This is a genomic window from Streptomyces sp. NPDC020884, assembly GCF_044333935.1.
GTDB lineage: Bacteria > Actinomycetota > Actinomycetes > Streptomycetales > Streptomycetaceae > Streptomyces.
In genome coordinates, this window is record NZ_JBIRRY010000007.1 from 235,379 (window position 1) to 253,918 (window position 18,540).

Here is an 18,540-nt window from a genome sequence, read left to right on the forward strand (position 1 = left end):
GCGTGTACCCGCTCAGCCCTTGACGGCCCGGACCTCGTCGGCCGCGAGCTCCGCACCGGGCGGCGGCGCGTCCTCGTCGTCGAACGGCGGCTGCTGCGGGGCCTCGCGCGGCAGGCGCAGCGCGATCAGCGCGCCCACCGCGACGAGCGCCGCCGTCACCCGGACCGCCGTACGGTACGGGCCCGGATCGACCGTCTCCGTGATGTGGCCGCCCCCGATCACCGCCGCACAGGCGGCGATCCCCAGCGCACCGCCCAGCGTGCGGACGATCTGGAACAGCCCCATCGCCTGACCCATGTCGGCGGGCGCGATCGACGCGAACCCGGAGATCTGCACGGTCAGCACCGCCGTCCCCAGCACCAGGCCGATCAGGAACATCAGCCCGCGCACGCTCCACGCGTTCTCCGCGACACCCGGTAGCGCGAGCGTCGCGAAGACCGCCGCCGCGACCAGCAGCGCCGGCACGGTCAGCAGCCGGGGGCCGAGCCTCGGCAGCAGCCGGTCCACCACCTGCGAGGCCAGCATCAGCCCGACCGCCTCCGGGAACACGCTCAGCCCGGCGTCCAGCGCCGAGGCCCCCAGGCTCGCCTGGTAGAGCAGCGGGAAGACGAACAGCACACCCATCAGCCCGGCCGCGGTCACCCCGGCCAGCGCGGAGGCCGACCCGTACACCCGGTCGGCGAGCAGCCGCAGCCTCAGCAACGGTGTCCTCGCCCGCACCTGGTGCAGGACCGCCGCCACCAGCAGGACGGAACCCAGGACCGCGCTCACGGCGACGGCGGGCCGGGTCCAGCCCTGCGAGGGGCCGAAGCCGAGCGCGTACGTCAGCAGACCCAGCGCCGGGGTCGCCAGCCAGAAGCCGACGGTGTCGAACCGCCCCTCGGGGCCCTCGACATGCTCGCGCAGACCGAAGAAGCCCAGCAGCACCGCCGCCGCTCCGATCGGCACGTTGACGAAGAACAGCCAGTGCCAGGAGAGGTGTTCGGTGAGCAGCCCGCCCAGCGGCGGCCCGAGCGCGGGCATCAGCGCCGTCGGCACGATCAGCACCTTGGCCAGCTTCATCCGCTCGTGCGGCGGGAAGGCCCGGAACAGCAGCGTCATCCCGACCGGCGTCAACAGCCCGCCCGCCAGACCCTGTACGGCTCTGGCCACCACCAGGGTCCTCAGGTCGGGCGCCAGGCCACAGACCGCCGAGGCGATCGTGAACGCGGTCAGCGCGCCGAGGAACACCCGCTTCGTCCCGAACCGGTCGCCCAGCCAGCCCGCCACCGGCAGTCCCACCGCGAGCGCGACCAGGAAGGCCGTCTCCACGGTGTTCGCCGCCGACAGCGGACGGCCGAAGTCGCCCGCGATCGTGTAGAGCGCCGGGTTCACGATCGTCGAGTCCAGGCCGTTCATGCACATCGCGGCCGTGTAGACGAGGACGACCGCGACCCGGGGGCGTATCCGGGGCCGGATCAGCAGCCCGCTCACCGAGCGGTGGCGGCGAGGGGGCCGTCCCAGTGCGCGGTGATCCAGTCCAGCGCGTACTGCCGGGCGCACGGACCGTGAGCCGTCGACCAGCCCTCCGGCACCGCCGCGAACAGCGGCCACAGTGAGTGCTGACCTTCCGTGTTGGTCAGGACGAGGAACTCCCCGTCCGCGTCGAAGGGGTTGGCGGATGCGTCGCTCATCGGTGTCACTTCTCCAGCTCGGTCAGTCGGTCGGCGACCACGCGCGCGATGTGCGCGATCGGCTCGGGCAGGGTCATGTCCTTGTGCGAGCAGGCGACGTTCGTGTTGTCGATGCGCCCGCTCACGTACGGGGTCCACGTCTCCGGCGTCAGGGTGTCGTCGATGGTGTCCACCGTGGCCCGGAAGAACAGCGCATCGCCCCGGAACACCCGGTGGTCGTAGGCGCGTACGAGGTCGTTGGTGTTGAGGTACACCTCGCCGAGCGCCTCGATCCTCGCGGCGGAGAGCGTGGCCAGCGGGGAGCCCTCGCGGCGCAGCACCTCCACCACGTTCGCCGTGTTCAGCTCCTTGTCCCCGAGGCTCTCGGGGCCGTAACCGCCCATGGTGAGCAGCGATTCGAGGGCCTCGGCCCGGTCGGGCACCGGCAGCTCGCGGAACCCCTCGGCCGGGTAGGCGTCCAGGATCGCCAGCAACTCCACCTCCTGGCCCGCCTCCTGGAGGACCGCCGCGACCGCGTGCGCGATGATCCCGCCGGTCGACCAGCCGAGCAGCCGGTAGGGCCCCTCCGGCTGGACCTCGCGGATCCGGGACGCGTAGTGCGCGGCCAGCTCCTCCAGCGTGGTCGGCAGCGGCTCGTCCGCCGTCGCCTCGCCCACCCCCTGGGCCTGGAGCCCGTAGATCGGCACATCGGCCGGCAGATGGCGGATCAGGCCGGCGTAGCACCAGCTCAGACCGCCCGCCGGGTGCACGCAGTGGACCGGGGCGCGGTCGCCGGGACGGGCGGGCCGCAGCGGCAGCAGCACATCCAGCGGATCCTCCTCGCGCGAGACGTCCAGCGCCGAGTCCAGCGCGGCGGGCGTCGGGGCCTGGAACACCGTGCCGATCGACACCTCGATGCCGAACGCCGCCCTGATCCGCCCGGCCAGGCGCACCGCGAGCAGCGAATGGCCGCCCAGGTCGAAGAAGTTGTCCTCCACCCCGACCGACGGCAGCCCCAGCACCTCCGCGAAGACCGAGCAGAGCTGCTCCTCGCGGACCGTGCGCGGCGCGCGCCCACCGGCGTTGACCGGAACGCCCGGTGCGGGCAGCGCCTTGCGGTCCAGCTTGCCGTTGCCGGTGAGCGGCAGCCGGTCCAGCACCACCACGGCCGAGGGCACCATGTGCACCGGCAGCGTGGCGGCGGCGTGCTCGCGCAGCGCCGCCGGAACCGGCTCCGTGCCGGGCGCGGGGACGACGTAACCGACCAGCCGCTTGTCGCCGGGCGTGTCCTCGCGGACCACGACCGCCAGATCGGAGACCTCGGGGTGAGTGGCCAACACGGCCTCGATCTCGCCGAGTTCGATGCGGAAGCCGCGGATCTTGACCTGCTGGTCGCCCCGGCCGAAATACTCCAGCGTGCCGTCCACCCGCCGCCGGGCCAGGTCGCCCGAGCGGTACATCCGCTTTCCGCTCTCCCCGAAGAGATGCGCGAACGGGTCGGCGACGAAGCGGCCCGCCGTCAGGTCCGGGCGGCCCAGATAGCCGAGCGCCACCCCCTCGCCGGCGACGTACATCTCGCCGGTCACCCCGGGCGGCACCGGCTGGAGCCGCTCGTCCAGCACATAGACGCGCAGGTCGGGGATGTTCACGCCGATGGTGCTGGAGACCGCGGACGCGGCCGTCGCCCGGTCCAGCGCCAGATACGAGACATGGACCGTGGTCTCGGTGATGCCGTACATGTTGACCAGCGTCGGCGCGTTCTCGTGGTGGCGGGTGTACCAGTCCGCGAGCCGCCCCAGCTCCAGCGCCTCACCGCCGAACACCACGTACCGCAGGGCCAGTTCGTGCCTGGGGGCCTCCCGGTCGGCGGCGGCCAGCTGGTAGAAGGCGGACGGCGTCTGGTTGAGGACGGTCACCCGCTCGTCCGCCAGCAGCCGGAGGAAGGCGTGCGGGTCGCGGCTGGTCGCGTACGGGACGACGACGACCCGGCCGCCGTACAGCAGCGCGCCCCACAGCTCCCACACCGAGAAGTCGAACGCGTAGGAGTGGAACAGCGTCCACACGTCGTCCGGGCCGAAGGAGAACCACTGCTCGGTCGACGTCAGCAGCCGCGTCACATGGTGCTGGGCGACCACGACGCCCTTCGGGCGGCCGGTGGAACCCGAGGTGTAGATGACGTACGCCGGGTCCCCCGGGCTCAGCGGCCGGGTGCGGTCCGCCTGGCCGATGGGCCCGTCCGGGAACCCCGCCGCCTCGTCCACGGTGATCATCGGCAGATCGTGCGCGGGCAACCGCCCGGCCGTGGCCGCGTCCGTGATCAGTGCGGCCGGGCGGGCGTCGTCCAGCATGTACGTGAGCCGGTCCGCCGGGTAGTCCGGGTCCATCGGCAGATACGCGGCGCCCGCCAGCGACACCGCGAGCAGCCCGGCCACCAGGTCCGGGGAGCGCGGCAGGGCGAGCGCGACGATCGAGCCGGGGCCGATCCCCCGGGCGGCCAGCAGCCGGGCCAGCGACTGGGCCCGGGAGGACAGTTCGGCGTACGTCAGGGAATCGCCCGCGCAGCTGACCGCCACCCGCTCCGGATGCCGGCGCGCCGCGACCCCGTAGACCTCGGCGAGGGTGAGGGGCACCGGCCGGTCGTGGTTGACGCCGTTGGCCTCGACCAGGGCGCGGTGGACCTCGTCCTCGCCCAGGACCGGCAGCAGGCCGACCGGTGTTCCGGGGCGCTCGGCCGCCGCGCTGAGCAGCCGGGACAGCCGGTCCGCGAGGGCCTGGGCGGTCGACCGGTCGAAGAGGTCGGTGCGGAACTCCAGGAAGCCCCCGATCCCGCCGCCGGGCAGTTCGCCCGCGTTCAGGGTCAGGTCGAACTTCGCGGTGCCGGACGGCACGGCGGTCAGCCGCGCGGTGGTGTCCGGGCCGAGGGAGACGGGCCCGTCCGCGATCGACTGCCAGGCGAGCATGGTCTGGAACAGCGGGTGCCGGGCCAGCGAGCGCGGCGGGTTGAGCGCCTCGACGAGGTGGTCGAAGGGCAGCGCGTCGTGCTCGTAGGCGGCGAGCGTGGTGGCCCGCACCCGGTCCAGCAGCTCGCCGAAGGCGGGGTCGCCGGAGGTGTCGGTGCGCAGGACCACGGTGTTGGTGAAGAAGCCGACGAGCCCGGCTGTGGCGTCGTCGTCGCGGCCCGCCACGGGGGTGCCGAGGGGGATGTCGGTGCCGCAGCCGTGCCGGGTCAGCAGGGCGGCGAGCCCGGCCTGCACGGTCATGAACACGGTCGCCCCGTGGGCCCGCGCGAGCCGGCGCAGCGCCTCGTGCGCGGTGGCGTCCAGGGTGAAGGGCACGGTGTCGCCCGCCGAGGTGGCGACGGGCGGCCGGGGCCGGTCGGTGGGCAGCTCCAGCTGGTCCGGCAGCCCGGCGAGCGCCTCGCGCCAGTGGGCGAGCTGGGCCTCGGCGAGCGCGGTCGGCTCGGCCGGGGTGCCCAGGAGCCGCTGGAGCCGGGCCGCGTGGTCCACGTACTGGCCGCCCAGCGGCGCGAACTCCGGTACGCGGCCCTCGGCGCGGGCGGTGTAGGCGATGGCCAGGTCCTGGGCCAGGGGCGTGGTGGAGGCCCCGTCGCCCGCTATGTGGTGCAGCAGGAGGAGCAGGGTGTGGTGGTCCGGCGACTCACTGAACAGGACCGTGCGCAGCGGGGGTTCGGTGGCCAGGTCGAAGCAGTGGCGCACCGCCTCGGTGAGATCGCTGCCCGGCTCCGCCAGCCGCAGCAACGGGCGGCCCGCCGGGTCGTCGGGGGCGAGGATCCGCTGGCGGGGGGTGTCGTCGGGGACGCCACCCGGATCACCGTCGACGGCACGTCCGGAGGCGTTGTCAGTGGGCGGATATACCGTTCGTAGGGTCTCGTGACGCTCCGCCAGGTCGTGCAGGGCGCGCTGGAGCGCGTCGCGGTCGAGCGGGCCGTTGACGTCCAGGACGAGCGGGATGTTGTAGGTGGGGCTGGGGCCTTCGAGGCGGTGGAGGAACCACAGCCGCTGCTGGGCCGGGGACAGCGGGAGGGGACCGGTGCGCGGTACGGGGGAGAGCGGGACGGACGCGGTGGCCGCGCCGCTGCGGGTGCGGACCAGCGCGGCCAGCGCCGCGGGCGTGGTGTGGCGGAAGACGTCGGCGATGCTCATCGGCACGCCGAAGTGCTCGCGGAGCCGGGCGGCCAGCCGGGCGGCGAGCAGCGAGTGCCCGCCGAGGTCGAGGAAGCCCGCGTCGGCGGCCGGGGGTTCGGCGATACCGAGCACGTCGGCGAAGAGCCCGCGCACGATCTCGGTGTGCGGCCCGCCGCCCGCGCCGTCCGGGCCGCCTCCGGCGAGGGGGAGCGGTTCGGGGGCGGGCAGGGCGCGGTGGTCGAGCTTGTCGTTGGCGGTACGGGGCAGCGCCTCCAGGAGCGTCACGGTCGCGGGGACCATGTGCTCGGGCAGGGCAGCGGCCAGGTGGGCACGCAGGGCCCCGGGGGTGGGCGGCCCGGTGTCGGCGGCCTGGTCCTCGCCCTCGGGCCGCGCCGGGAGGGCGTTGCGTTCCCGCACCGGGACCGCGTAGGCCAGCAGCCGCTTGCCCCGGCCGTCGTCCCGCGCGATGACGGCGGCCGCCGCGACCTGCGGGTGGGCCGCCAGCCGGGCCTGGATCTCGCCGAGTTCGATCCGGAAGCCGCGGATCTTCACCTGGTCGTCGCTGCGCCCCAGGAACTCCAGCGTGTGGTCGTCGCGGCGGCGCACCAGGTCCCCGGTGCGGTACATCCGGCTCCCCCGGTCGCCGTGCAGAGCGCCGAACGGGTCCGCCACGAACCGCTCGGCCGTCAGGTCGGGGCGGCCCAGATAGCCGAGGGCCAGGCAGGCGCCGGCGACGTACAGCTCACCGGTCGCACCGGCGGGCGCCGGGCGCAGGGAGGAGTCCAGGACATAGACGCGCGAGCCGCGCACGGGGCGGCCGTCGGGCCGGGCGGGAGTGTCTCCCGGCACCCAGGAGTAGGCGTCGACCGTCGTCTCGGTCGGCCCGTAGAGGTTGACCGGGTGCACGGCCCCGGCCTCGGTCAGCCGCTCCCACAGGGCCGGGGGGACGGTCTCCCCGCCGACCACGAGGTGGGCCGGGTGGTGGCGGCCCTCGTCCAGCAGGCCTTCGGCGATGAGCGCTTCGGCGTAGGAGGGGGTGACGTCCAGATAGTCGATCAGGTGCGTGCCGATGTACGCGGTGAGCGCCGCCGGGTCCCGGTAGGCGGCGTCGTCCAGCAGGTGCAGCTCGTGCCCGTGGACCATCCACAGCAGCGGGTCCCAGGACGCGTCGAAGGCGAACGAGGCGCTGTGCGCGACCCGCAGGCGCTCCCGGCCGGTCCGGGCGACGGCCGGGGCGATGTGGTCCGTGCCGTGCCCGGCGCAGAGGTTGGCGAGCGAGGCGTGGCTGACGAGGACGCCCTTGGGGCGTCCGGTGGAACCGGAGGTGTGGATGAGATAGGCGGGGTCCGCGAGCGCGGGTCCGGCGGGCAGCGGCCCGTCGGGGCAGCCGGCGAGGGCCTCGGCCGTGGCGGGCGCGTCGAGCGCGACCGTCGCCAGCCCGTGGTCGGGCAGCGCGGCGAGCGTCGCCGCCGTGCCGATCACGCACAGCGGCCGCGCGTCCGCCAGGACGGCCAGGGTCCGGGCGGCCGGGTGGCCGAGGTCGAGTGGCTGGCAGACCCGGCCCGCCTTCAGCACGGCCAGCAGGGCGACGACCATGTCGGCGGTCCTGGGCAGCGCCAGCGCCACCGTGCCGCCGGTGCCGCCTGCCCCGGCCGTGTCGTCCGCGCTGTCCGCGCCGAGTCCGGTCAGCAGGTGGGCCAGCCGGTCGGATGCGGCGTCCAGTTCGGCGAACGTGAGCCGGGCCCCGGTCCCGGCGGCGGCCTCCGAGCCGCTCGCGGGGGTGTCCGCGTCCGCTTCGAAGGCCCCTGCGGGCTTCGCTCCCCGGAAGGTGCCCGCGATCGTGGAGCGCACGGCGACGGCCTCGGGCGTCCGGGCCGCCCGCGCGGTGAACGACCGGGGGAGGGTGAGCGCGGCGGCGGGCTCGGTGCGCCCGGCGGTGGCCTCGCGCACCCGGTCGTCGGTGAGCAGGTCCAGGGTGCCGATCGGCCGCTCGGGGTCGGTCAGCAGCAGCTCGGTCAGGCCGTCCAGATAGCGCAGCCAGGTGTCCTCGTGGGCGGCGAGGTCCGCGGGCCCGTAGGCGGCGGGGTCGGCGTCCAGGGTGAGCCGCAGGCCCCCGTCCGGGCCGGGGCCCGCGCCGACCGCGAGCCTTTCCACGGGGCCGGCCGCGAGATTGCGCACGGTGCCGGTGACCCCGGCGAAGTCCAGGGCGCCGTCGAAGGGCTTGACGTTGACCAGCGGACCGGTCAGCGGGGCGTCGGCCGACTCCAGGGCCAGATCGCGGCGCAGGTCGGCCTGCGGATAGCGCTGGTGGCGGCGGACCTCGCGGATCTCCAGCACCACCCGGCGTAGCAGTTCGGCACCGGTGTCCCCCGGACGCACGGCGATCCGCAGCGGCAGCACGTTCACGGTCATGGCCGGGGTCCGCAGGGCCGCGGGCCCCCGCCGGTTGGTCAGCGGCAGGCCCAGCACCAAGTCCTCGGAGCCGGTGAGCCGGTGCAGATGACCGGCGGTCGCGGCCACCACCAGCTCGGCCCAGGTCGCCTTGGCCGCGCGCGCCGCCCCGGACAGCCGCTCCAGCGTCCGGGTCGGGAGGTCGGCGGTCCGGTGCAGGGGGCCGCCGGCGGGCGTGTCCGGGAGGGCGGGGGAGCGGTCGGACGTGGTGACGGAGGCCCCCGCCATGCGCGCGGACCAGAAGGCGCGGTCCGCCGCGTACTCCTCACCGGTCAGGTACGCCGACTCCTGCTCGGTCAGCTCGCTCAGCGGGGCGAACCGGCTCTCGGGCAGGGGCTCTCCGGCGACCAGCGCCCGGTAGAGCTCGGCGACGCGCCCGCCGATGAGGGAGAGGGCGTAGGCGTCGACGGCTATGTGGTGCACGCGCTGGTACCACCGGTGGCGGCCCTCGCCGACCCGGATCAGCGCCTGCGTCATCAGCGACCCGTCGGCGCCGAGGTCCACCGGCCGGGCCAGGTCCTCGCGCATCCACGCCTCGGCGGCGGCCTCCGTCAGATCCAGCCGGTGCACCACGGGTTCGGCGGCGGGCACGACCCGCTGCACCGGTACGCCGTCGGCCTCGGACACGCGCAGGGCGAGGGTCTCCGCCTCGCCCACGGCCCGTCTCAGCGCCTCCACGAACAGGTCCGCGTCCAGCGGCCCGTCGATCTCCACGCAGTCGGCCGTGTTCAGCTCCGTGCCGAGGGGAGCCAGCTGGTGCGCGTAGTAGATGCCCGACTGAGCGGTGAGGAGGGGGAGTCCCGGGGAGGGCGCGGCGGCGGAGTGCGCTGCCGACGAGCTGGTCGGGCGGTTCGAACGCTCATGCATGTGGGTGACGACTCCCCTGAAGGACAACGGACACCGGACCACGAGGCTCCCGGCGCACACTTAGGTAAGGCTAAGTTAACCTATTTCCGACAGCGCAGGCGACCGCCCCGGAGCGGTCCGGAACGCAAGGAGAGCCCATGACCGTCCCCGCAGCCCCCCGCCCCGAGACACGGGCCGACGAGGCGGCCGACGGCGCGGCCGGCGAGCGGATCCACGCGCTCAGGACCGCCGTGCGGGAGACGGTCGGCCGCCACGCCCCGGCCCTGCTCGAACTGAGCCGGCGTCTGCACGCCGAGCCCGAGACCGCCTTCCAGGAGCACAGGGCCGCAGCCCGGTGCTCCGAACTCCTGGCCGAGCACGGCTTCGAGGTCACCGCCCCCGCCCACGGCCTGGACACGGCGTTCCGCGCCACGATCGGCGCCGGGCCCGTCACCGTCGCCATCGTCTGCGAGTACGACGCGCTGCCCGGCCTCGGCCACGCCTGCGGGCACAACCTCATCGCCGCCGCCGGCGTCGGCGCTGCTCTCGGCCTCGCCCCCCACGCGGACGAACTCGGCCTGACCGTACGGGTCATCGGCACACCCGCCGAGGAGCGCGGGGCGGGCAAGGCGCTGCTGCTGGACGCCGGGGCGTTCGACGGGGTCGACGCCGCGATGATGGTGCACCCCTGCCCCTTCGAGATCGCCGACTTCCGCTCCTTCGCGCTCGGCACCCTCGACGTCGCCTACACGGGCCGCGCCGCGCACCCCAGCCTCAATCCGCACGAGGGCCGCAACGCCGCCGACGCGCTGACCGTCGCCCAGGTCGCCCTCGGCCTCCTGCGCCAGCAACTGCCCCCGCAGTGGCGGGTGCACGGCATCACCACCGCCGCGGGGACCGCCCCCAACGCGATACCCGACCGGGCCACCGCCACGTACGAGATACGGGCGCTGGCCGCCGAGGACCTGCGCGAACTGCGCCAGCGGGTCGAGGACTGCTTCCGTGCCGGGGCGCTCGCCACCGGCTGCGAGGTGACCCTGGAGCGCCCCGAGCCCGACTACCTCGACTTCCGGGGCGACCCGGAGCTGATCCGGCTCTGGACCGCCAACGCCCGTGAGCTCGGCCGCGCCGAACCCGTCGAGCGCCCGCCGTTCGCCTGCACCGACATGGGCAACGTCTCGCACGTGGTGCCGTCCATCCACCCGGTGCTCGACATCAGCGGGGGAGCCTGCGGCCCGCACGAGGCCGCGTTCGCCGAGGCCGCGCTCTCCCCGGCGGCCGAACAGGCCCTGCTCGACGGGGCGGTGGGCATGGCGTGGACGGCGGCCGACTTCGCGGCCGCCAGGACTGCCGCGCCGGCCGGGGAGCGCCCGTCCGCCTGACCGCGTGCACCGACCGAAGCCGTGCGGCCCGGCCGGGAGTTCCCGGTCCGGGCCGCACGGCATGAAGGTCACCCGAAGGTCACTTCGCCGAGAGCGCCTCGATGTAGTCGTCCAGGACGACGTCCGCCGCGAGCGGTCCGCCGCGCGTGGACCACACCGAGCCGTCGACGGTCACCGCGTGGCCGTCCCTGACGGCGCCCAGCTCCTTGTAGGCGGGCTTGGACTGGACGTCCTTGAGCGCCTTCGCGCCGTCCGAGGTCAGCGTCGACAGGAACAGCCAGTCACCGTCGATCTCGTTGATCTTCTCCAGGCTGAGCGACGGCGTGTGCGCGTTGCCGTCCTTGTTCTGGGACTTGGGCCGCTTCAGCCCCATCTCCAGGGCGACGCCGCTGGCGAACTGCTTGTTCTCCATCCAGCTCGGCCCGTCCGGGTTCCAGCGGACGATCGAGACCTCGGCGCCCTTGTTGGCGCCGAGCTTCTCCCCGGCGGCCTTGGCCGCGGCCTCGTGGTCGGTGATGAAGGTGTTGGCGTCGTCGAGCTTGTTGACGGCGTTGCCGATCCCCCGGAAGAACAGCTTCCAGTCGTCGGTGGGCGCCATCGTCACCAGCGTGGCCGGGGTGATCTCCCGCAACTGCTCGAGCACCTGCTCGTCCTGCATGTCGCCGGCGAGGATCAGGTCGGGCTTCGCGGCGACGACCTTGTCCATGACCGGCTGGAGGAGGTTGCCCACGACCTCGATGCCCTCGACCTTGCCGGCGAGATAGGCCGGCGGCTTGTCCAGGCCCTGCCCGTTGGTGATGCCGACCGGCTCGATGTCCAGCGCCAGCACCGCGTCCAGGTCCTCCTGGGTGAGGGTGACGATGCGCTTCGGCTCCGCGGGTATCTCCACGGCCTTGCCGGTGGCGTCCTTGACCGTACGGGTCGCGGAGGAGGCGGTGTCTGCCTTGCCGGCCTTGTCCCCGGAGTCCTTGCCCGAGTCGGTGTCCGTTCCGCAGGCCGTCAGGAGGAGGGCCGCGGCCCCGAGCGTGGCGACGGCTCGCGCCGCTCTTCGGGCGGCGGTGCGGGCGGGGCGGTGGTGCAGGTTCATCAAGGACTCCGGGTTCAACGGGACATGGAGCGGGGACGGCCGCACGGCCACAGGGGTGCGGCCGTCGGCTCGTGAGCGAGCTAAGGTTAGCCTTACTTTAGCGGCATCGGGCAAGGTGGTGCCCATATCCTTCGGAAAGGCCGGTCCTCGTGGAAATCCGTGTCGAACAGCTCACCGCTGGATACGCCGGTCATACCGCCGTGGACCAGGTCGACCTGACGGTCCCCTCCGGGCAGGTCGTGGCGATCGTCGGCCCCAACGGCTGCGGCAAATCGACGCTCCTGCGCGCCATGGCCCGCCTTCACCGGCCCAGCTCCGGCGCGGTGTTCGTCGGCGACGCCGACGTCTGGCAGCTGCGCCAGCGCGACGCCGCCCACCGCATCGCCCTGCTGCCCCAGGCCCCGCAGGCCCCCGAGGCGGTCACCGTCGCCGGACTCGTCCGCTACGGACGCCATCCGCACCAGGGGCTGTTCCGCCAGTGGTCGCGGGAGGACGAGGAGGCCGTCACCCACGCCCTGGAGGCCACCGGCACCGCCGCTCTGGCCGGACGCCGCCTCGACCAGCTCTCCGGCGGCCAGCGCCAGCGCTGCTGGCTGGCCATGGCCCTCGCCCAGGAGACCCCCGTCGTCCTGCTCGACGAGCCCACCAGCGCCCTGGACATCGGCCACGCCGTGGAGGTGCTGGACCTGGTCCGCGAAGTCGCCGCGCAGGGCCGCACCATCGTCATGGTCGTCCACGACCTCGCCGCCGCCGCACGGTACGCCGACACCCTCGTCGCCCTGCGCGACGGGCGGATCGTCGCCTCCGGGCCGCCCCGCGATACCGTGGACGCCGCACTGGTCCGGGAGCTCTACGGTATCGAGGCGGAGATCCTCACCGCGACCTCCGACGGAGCGCCCGTCGTCGTACCGACCGTGCGCGCGCCCGCCGTCGGCGTCTGAACGCGCCGCGCCCGGCGCGGGCGGCCGAGAACGCCGAGGGGCCCCTCCGTCCGGGGGCCCCTCGGTTCATGTCCGGCAGGCCGCGGCGCCGCAGCGCCACGGCGGACGGCTCAGCCGGGCCTCCCCGCGCCGCCTCCGCGAAACACGCCGAGGATCTCCTCGGCGGCCAGCGTCGCCGTCAACGTGCCCTCGCGGACCCGCCGTTCGAGCTCCGGTGCGAGCTCCCGCACCGCCGGGTGGCTGTGCAGACTGTCCAGCAGCTCGTCCCGGACCATCGTCCACGTCCAGTCCACCTGCTGGTCGCGGCGCTTGGCCGCCAGCCGCCCCGTGGACTCCAGGACCGTGCGGTGCTGCTCCAGCCGGTCCCACAAGGTGTCCAGCCCGAGCGACTCGCGCGCGCTGCAGGTGAGCACCGGGGGCGTCCAGGCCGCGTCCGCCGGATGCATCAGCCGCAGCGCACCCGCCAGTTCGCGCGCGGCCGAGCGGGCGTCGCGTTCGTGCGGGCCGTCGGCCTTGTTCACCGCGATGGCGTCCGCCAGCTCCAGAACGCCCTTCTTGATGCCCTGCAACTGGTCGCCGGTACGGGCCAGCGTCAGCAGCAGGAACGTGTCGACCATGTTGGCCACCGCCGTCTCCGACTGCCCGACGCCCACCGTCTCCACCAGCACCACGTCGTAACCCGCCGCCTCCATCACCACGATGGACTCCCGGGTCGCCTTCGCCACCCCGCCCAGCGTGCCCGCCGTGGGGGAGGGGCGGACGAAGGCGGCCGGGTCCACCGCGAGGCGTTCCATCCGGGTCTTGTCGCCCAGGATGGAACCGCCCGTACGGCTGGAGGACGGGTCGACCGCCAGCACCGCCACCCGGTGACCGAGCCCCGTGAGCATCGTGCCGAGCGCGTCGATGAACGTGGACTTGCCCACGCCCGGCACACCGCTGATGCCGATCCGCCGGGCCGCCCCGGCGTGCGGCAGCAACCGGCTCAGCAACTGCTGGGCCAGCACCCGGTGTTCGGCCCGCGTCGACTCGACGAGCGTGATCGCGCGCGCCACCGTCGCCCGCCTGCCGTCGAGCACTCCCTGCACATAACCGTCGATGTCGATCTTCGCAGCCATCCGGTCAGCGGCTCACAGCTCGTGGCCGAGCGCGGCGCCGAGCCGCGTCACCAGATCGTGGGCCGCGTCCGGGATCACCGTCCCCGGCGGGAAGACCGAGGCGGCGCCCGCCTCGTGCAGCGCCTCGATGTCCTGCGGCGGAATCACCCCGCCCACCACGATCATGATGTCCTCGCGCCCCTCGGCGGCGAGCTCCTCGCGCAGCGCCGGCACCAGCGTGAGGTGCCCCGCCGCCAGCGAGGAGACGCCCACGATGTGCACGTCCGCCTCGACGGCCTGCCGCGCCACCTCGCCCGGCGTCTGGAACAGCGGGCCGACGTCCACGTCGAAACCCAGGTCGGCGAAGGCCGTGGCGATCACCTTCTGGCCCCGGTCGTGACCGTCCTGGCCCATCTTGGCGACCAGGATGCGCGGACGACGGCCCTCCGCCTCCTCGAACGCCTCGACCAGCGCGCGGGTGCGGTCCACCGAAGGGGAATCCCCTGCCTCTTTGCGGTACACACCGGAGATCGTACGGATCTGCCCGGCGTGCCGCCCGTACACCTTCTCCAGCGCGTCCGAGATCTCCCCGACCGTGGCCATCGCCCGCGCCGCGTCCACCGCCAGCGCCAGCAGGTTGCCCTCCAGGCCCGGACCCGGGTCGCGCTCGGCCGCGGCCGTCAGCGCGCGCAGCGCCTCCTGGCACGCCACCTCGTCGCGCTCCTCGCGCAGCCGCCGCAGCTTCTCGATCTGCTGGGTGCGCACCGAGGAGTTGTCGACCTTGAGGACGTCGATCTTCTCGTCGGTCTCCACCCGGTACTTGTTCACCCCGATCACCGGCTGCCGCCCTGAGTCGATCCGCGCCTGCGTCCTGGCGGCCGCCTCCTCCACCCGGAGCTTGGGGATGCCCGCGTCGATGGCCTGCGCCATCCCGCCGGCCGCCTCCACCTCCTCGATGTGCTGCCAGGCCCGGTCCGCCAGGTCGCGCGTCAGCTTCTCCACGTACGCGCTGCCGCCCCACGGGTCGATGACCCGGCAGGTGCCGGACTCCTGCTGGAGCAGGAGCTGGGTGTTACGGGCGATCCGCGCCGAGAAGTCGGTGGGCAGCGCCAGCGCCTCGTCCAGCGCGTTGGTGTGCAGCGACTGGGTGTGTCCCTGCGTCGCGGCCATCGCCTCCACACACGTACGCGTCACGTTGTTGAACACGTCCTGCGCGGTCAGCGACCAGCCCGAGGTCTGCGAATGCGTGCGCAGAGAGAGCGACTTGGGGTTCTTCGGGTCGAACTGCCGGACCAGGCGCGCCCACAGCAGCCGCGCGGCACGGAGCTTGGCGACCTCCATGAAGAAGTTCATGCCGATCGCCCAGAAGAACGACAGCCGCGGCGCGAACGCGTCGACGTCCAGGCCGGCTTCCTGCCCGGCGCGCAGATACTCCACCCCGTCGGCCAGCGTGTAGGCCAGCTCCAGATCGGCCGTCGCCCCGGCCTCCTGGATGTGATAGCCGGAGATCGAGATGGAGTTGTAGCGCGGCATCTTCTTCGAGGTGAACGCGAAGATGTCGGAGATGATCCGCATCGAGGGGGTCGGCGGATAGATGTAGGTGTTGCGGACCATGAACTCCTTCAGAATGTCGTTCTGAATGGTCCCGGCCAGCTTCTCCGGCGGTACGCCCTGCTCCTCGGCGGCCACGATGTACAGGGCCAGCACGGGCAGCACCGCGCCGTTCATCGTCATCGACACCGACATCCGGTCCAGCGGAATGCCGTCGAACAGCTGGCGCATGTCGTAGATCGAGTCGATCGCCACCCCGGCCATGCCGACATCGCCGGTGACCCGGGGGTGGTCGCTGTCGTACCCCCGGTGGGTCGGCAGGTCGAAGGCGACGGAGAGGCCCTTCTGCCCGGCCGCGAGGTTACGGCGGTAGAAGGCGTTGGACTCCTCGGCCGTGGAGAACCCGGCGTACTGACGGATCGTCCAGGGCTGGTTGACGTACATCGTCGGGTAGGGCCCGCGCAGATACGGGGCGATGCCCGGGTACGAGTGCAGCGCGTCCAGGCCCTCCAGGTCCTCGCCCGTGTAGAGGGGCTTGACCGTGATGCCCTCGGGCGTCTCCCAGAGCGGTGCGGCCCCGGCCCCGTCGGCCGCCTTCGCCGCGGCCGCCTGCCACTCATCGGCGGACCCGGCGGGCGGTGCGGCGGCCTCCAACGGCACGTCGGAGAAGTCGGGGACGGAGGATGTCCGGTCCGTGGGCGGTGTCGGCATCACGCCACTCCCATGCGGTCGAGTACGGAGGTGAGAACGGCGACCGCGTCGCAGCCCGCGAAGACCTGGGCGTCGACACCGGCGTACGCGCCGGGCCTGCCCGCCAGGAACACCTGGGAAGCTCCCGCCGACTTCAGCGCCCCGGCCACCTGCTCCGCCTGCTCGGCGTACAGGGCGTCCGACGAACAGAGACAGGCCACGCCCGTCCCGGAGGCGGTGAAGGCCCCGGCGGCCGTCGTCGCGTCCACCGACACCGGATCGTGCACCGCCTCGATCCCGCCCGCCCCGAAGAGGTTGACCGCGAACGAGACCCGCGCGGTGTGCGCGGCGGCCGGACCCAGCGCGGCGATGAACACCTTCGGGCGGCTCCCGGTCGCCGCGAGGTGCGCGTCCGACCGGGCGCGCAGAGCCTCGAACGCCTCGTCCCGGCGGACCCGGGGCAGACCGCCCGGGGCCCCGGCGTACGCGTCGGGCGCGGGCTCGCGCTCCACCGGACGCTCGCCGGGCATCGGGAACTCGCTCACCCCGGTGATCGGCTCCTTGCGGCGGGCCAGCTTCGCCCTGCGCGCCGCCCAGGTGCTGGCGAGCCGCTCCGCTACCAGTCCGGAGCGCAAGGCCGCGGGCAGGCCGCCCGCCCGCTCGGTCTCCTGGAAGAACGCCCAGGCGGCCGCTGCGAGTTCGTCGGTCAGCCGCTCCACGTACCAGGAGCCGCCCGCCGGGTCGATGACCCGCGCCAGATGCGACTCCTCCATGAGGATCGTCGAGGTGTTGCGGGCGATCCGCCGTGCGAACGCGTCGGGCAGGCCCAGGGCGTGATCGAACGGCAGCACCGTCACGGAGTCGGCGCCGCCGACGCCCGCGCCCAGCGTGGCCAGCGTGGTCCGCAGCATGTTCACCCACGGGTCGCGGCGCGACATCATCACCGGCGAGGTGACGGCGTGCTGCCGCTGGGCCCCGGCCCCGGGCGCGCCCGAGGCCTCGGCGACCCGCGCCCACAGCCGGCGCGCCGCGCGCAGCTTGGCGATCGTCAGGAACTGGTCGGCGGTGGCCGCGTAACGGAACTCCAGCTGCCCGCAGGCCGCGTCCACGCTCATCCCGGCATCCGTCAGGGCACGCAGATAGGCGACGCCCGTGGCCAGCGAGAGCCCCAGCTCCTCACCGGCCGAACCGCCCGCCTCGTGGTACGGCAGCGCGTCCACGGCGACGGCCCGCAGTCCCGGGTACTCCGCGTCGCACACGCGCGCCCAGCGCACGGCGGCGGTGAGGTCCGCCTCGACGCCCGTCCGGGCCTCGTGGCCGAGCGGGTCGGCGCCCAGCGTGCCGCGCGCCTCGCTCTGGGCGACGCCGCGTTCCGCGTACAGCCGCAGCAGCTCCGTCGCCGCGGCGTCCAGGTCGGCCGGGGCGTCGAGGGCGATGGGCGCGAGGTCGAGGTAGACGCCCTCCAGCGCGCGGGCGAGCGTGTCGGCGGGGACCCCCGCCGGGCCGCCGACCGTGAGCCAGAGCGAGGTGACCCCGTTCTCCAGATCCCCGAGCAGTGCCTCGTTCAGCCGGGCGGGGTCGGTCAGGGTGTGGCGCTGGCGCACGTCCCAGCCGCCCGCCGCGTTCCCCTCGGCCCTGCTGCCCCGGGTGAAGGGGGCGAAGCCGGGGAAGCCGGTGTCCGGCGACTCGTCGTGCGCGGTGTAGAGGGGGTGGGTGGTGAGCCCGTCCTCCAGTGTGGTGGACAGCGCTTCCTCGGCGGCCGAGCCCGAGACTTCCTTGCCCGACTTGCGCAGTACGCCTTCGACGAGGCTCTGCCACTGGTCATGGGAGGGGTCGGGGAACGCGGCGGCCGGAGAGAGCCCGTCAGCAGGCTGGACCGTCATGCTCAGATGCTAGGCCAGTGCGTGGAATGAGCAGCAGGGGCACGTGCTGTGACCTTGCCCTCTCGGGTATGCACTTGATCCTTTACGTAGGGTCGCGTAACCGGCGTGACGGTCGGGCGACGGGCAACACGACGGCACTCGACATCGGGATGAATCGGGACAGTGATGCATATTATGTGCGAAGTTTCCTGATTTGTTATGTCATCCCTGGAATGCCGTATCCACCCCGGCGCCCCTGCGGCCGCCGGGATACGGAGAGGACGCGACCGTGGCCGTCGGACCTGTGGAGTACCTCGTCATCGCCTTCCCCGGCAGTCGCTTCGCCGGGTCGGTCGCCCCCGCCCTCGCCGACGCCGTGTCGTCCGGAGCCGTGCGCGCCGGTGACCTGACCTTCGTCCGCCGGGCCGAGGGCGGTGCGCTGACCCCGGTGGGGCTGGGGGAGCTGGACGCCGGGGGAGTGGTGCCCGTCGACGCGGCGGGCGGCGGGGCGGCGGTGGCGCTCAGTGCGGAGGACGTCGAAGCGCTCGACCGGAGCGTGCCGGGCGGCGACGTCGCCGCGATCGTCGTCCGGGAGGACCTGTGGACCACGGAGCCCGCCCGTGCGGTCCGGGCGGCGGGCGGCACGTTCGTCGCCCACGAGCGCCTCGGCGCCGGAGGTGCGGGCGGCCCCGGCGACGCGGGCGGGGAGGACGCCGCGGGGGACGACATCATCGACCGCCTCGAGCGGCTCGCCGAACTGTGGCGGCGGGAGGTCCTCACCGACGCCGAGTTCGTGGAGCAGAAGACGAAGCTCCTGTCGGACTGATGTCCGGTCGGCG

At 73.8% G+C, this 18,540-nt stretch carries 10 protein-coding genes; 3 read left to right on the forward strand and 7 right to left on the reverse strand.

Annotation, left to right across the window (positions count from 1 at the left end):
- Positions 1-12: 12 nt before the first annotated feature.
- From ACH4UK_RS22540 to ACH4UK_RS22550, 3 genes are read right to left on the reverse strand one after another with little or no spacing between them, the layout of a single operon-like run.
- Positions 13-1,473: a DHA2 family efflux MFS transporter permease subunit gene (locus tag ACH4UK_RS22540; RefSeq protein ID WP_398358865.1), complete on the reverse strand. Its 1,461-nt coding sequence runs from the start codon at positions 1,471-1,473 to the stop codon at positions 13-15.
- Positions 1,470-1,673, reverse strand: a complete 204-nt coding sequence (locus tag ACH4UK_RS22545) for an MbtH family protein (RefSeq protein WP_398358866.1) — start codon at positions 1,671-1,673, stop codon at positions 1,470-1,472. The genes ACH4UK_RS22540 and ACH4UK_RS22545 overlap by 4 nt, the downstream gene beginning before the upstream one ends.
- A 5-nt stretch (positions 1,674-1,678) precedes the next feature.
- A complete protein-coding gene (locus ACH4UK_RS22550; RefSeq protein WP_398358868.1) occupies positions 1,679-9,115 on the reverse strand; it encodes an amino acid adenylation domain-containing protein in 7,437 nt (2,478 codons plus the stop codon).
- Between the two features lie 137 nt (positions 9,116-9,252).
- Here ACH4UK_RS22550 and ACH4UK_RS22555 point away from each other — a divergent pair, with 137 nt between their 5' ends.
- Complete coding sequence (locus tag ACH4UK_RS22555; protein WP_398358870.1) at positions 9,253-10,476, forward strand: M20 family metallopeptidase; 1,224 nt, start codon at positions 9,253-9,255, stop codon at positions 10,474-10,476.
- A 79-nt stretch (positions 10,477-10,555) separates the two neighbouring features.
- Here ACH4UK_RS22555 and ACH4UK_RS22560 read toward each other — a convergent pair whose 3' ends face one another.
- The gene (locus tag ACH4UK_RS22560; protein ID WP_398358872.1) at positions 10,556-11,563 is read right to left on the reverse strand and encodes an ABC transporter substrate-binding protein; all 1,008 of its coding nucleotides are present in this window, start codon (positions 11,561-11,563) and stop codon (positions 10,556-10,558) included.
- Between the two features lie 149 nt (positions 11,564-11,712).
- Here ACH4UK_RS22560 and ACH4UK_RS22565 point away from each other — a divergent pair, with 149 nt between their 5' ends.
- Complete coding sequence (locus ACH4UK_RS22565; RefSeq protein WP_398358874.1) at positions 11,713-12,504, forward strand: ABC transporter ATP-binding protein; 792 nt, start codon at positions 11,713-11,715, stop codon at positions 12,502-12,504.
- Positions 12,505-12,614: 110 nt separating this feature from the next.
- Here the strand turns inward: ACH4UK_RS22565 and meaB are convergent, their stop codons facing one another.
- From meaB to ACH4UK_RS22580, 3 genes are read right to left on the reverse strand one after another with little or no spacing between them, the layout of a single operon-like run.
- A complete protein-coding gene (gene meaB / locus ACH4UK_RS22570; protein WP_398358876.1) occupies positions 12,615-13,619 on the reverse strand; it encodes a methylmalonyl Co-A mutase-associated GTPase MeaB in 1,005 nt (334 codons plus the stop codon).
- Positions 13,620-13,631: 12 nt separating this feature from the next.
- A complete protein-coding gene (gene scpA / locus ACH4UK_RS22575; protein ID WP_398358878.1) occupies positions 13,632-15,860 on the reverse strand; it encodes a methylmalonyl-CoA mutase in 2,229 nt (742 codons plus the stop codon).
- A complete protein-coding gene (locus ACH4UK_RS22580) occupies positions 15,860-17,722 on the reverse strand; it encodes a methylmalonyl-CoA mutase family protein (protein WP_398358880.1) in 1,863 nt (620 codons plus the stop codon). The genes scpA and ACH4UK_RS22580 overlap by 1 nt, the downstream gene beginning before the upstream one ends.
- A 268-nt stretch (positions 17,723-17,990) precedes the next feature.
- Here ACH4UK_RS22580 and ACH4UK_RS22585 point away from each other — a divergent pair, with 268 nt between their 5' ends.
- Positions 17,991-18,527: a DUF6325 family protein gene (locus ACH4UK_RS22585; RefSeq protein ID WP_398358882.1), complete on the forward strand. Its 537-nt coding sequence runs from the start codon at positions 17,991-17,993 to the stop codon at positions 18,525-18,527.
- Positions 18,528-18,540: the final 13 nt, after the last annotated feature.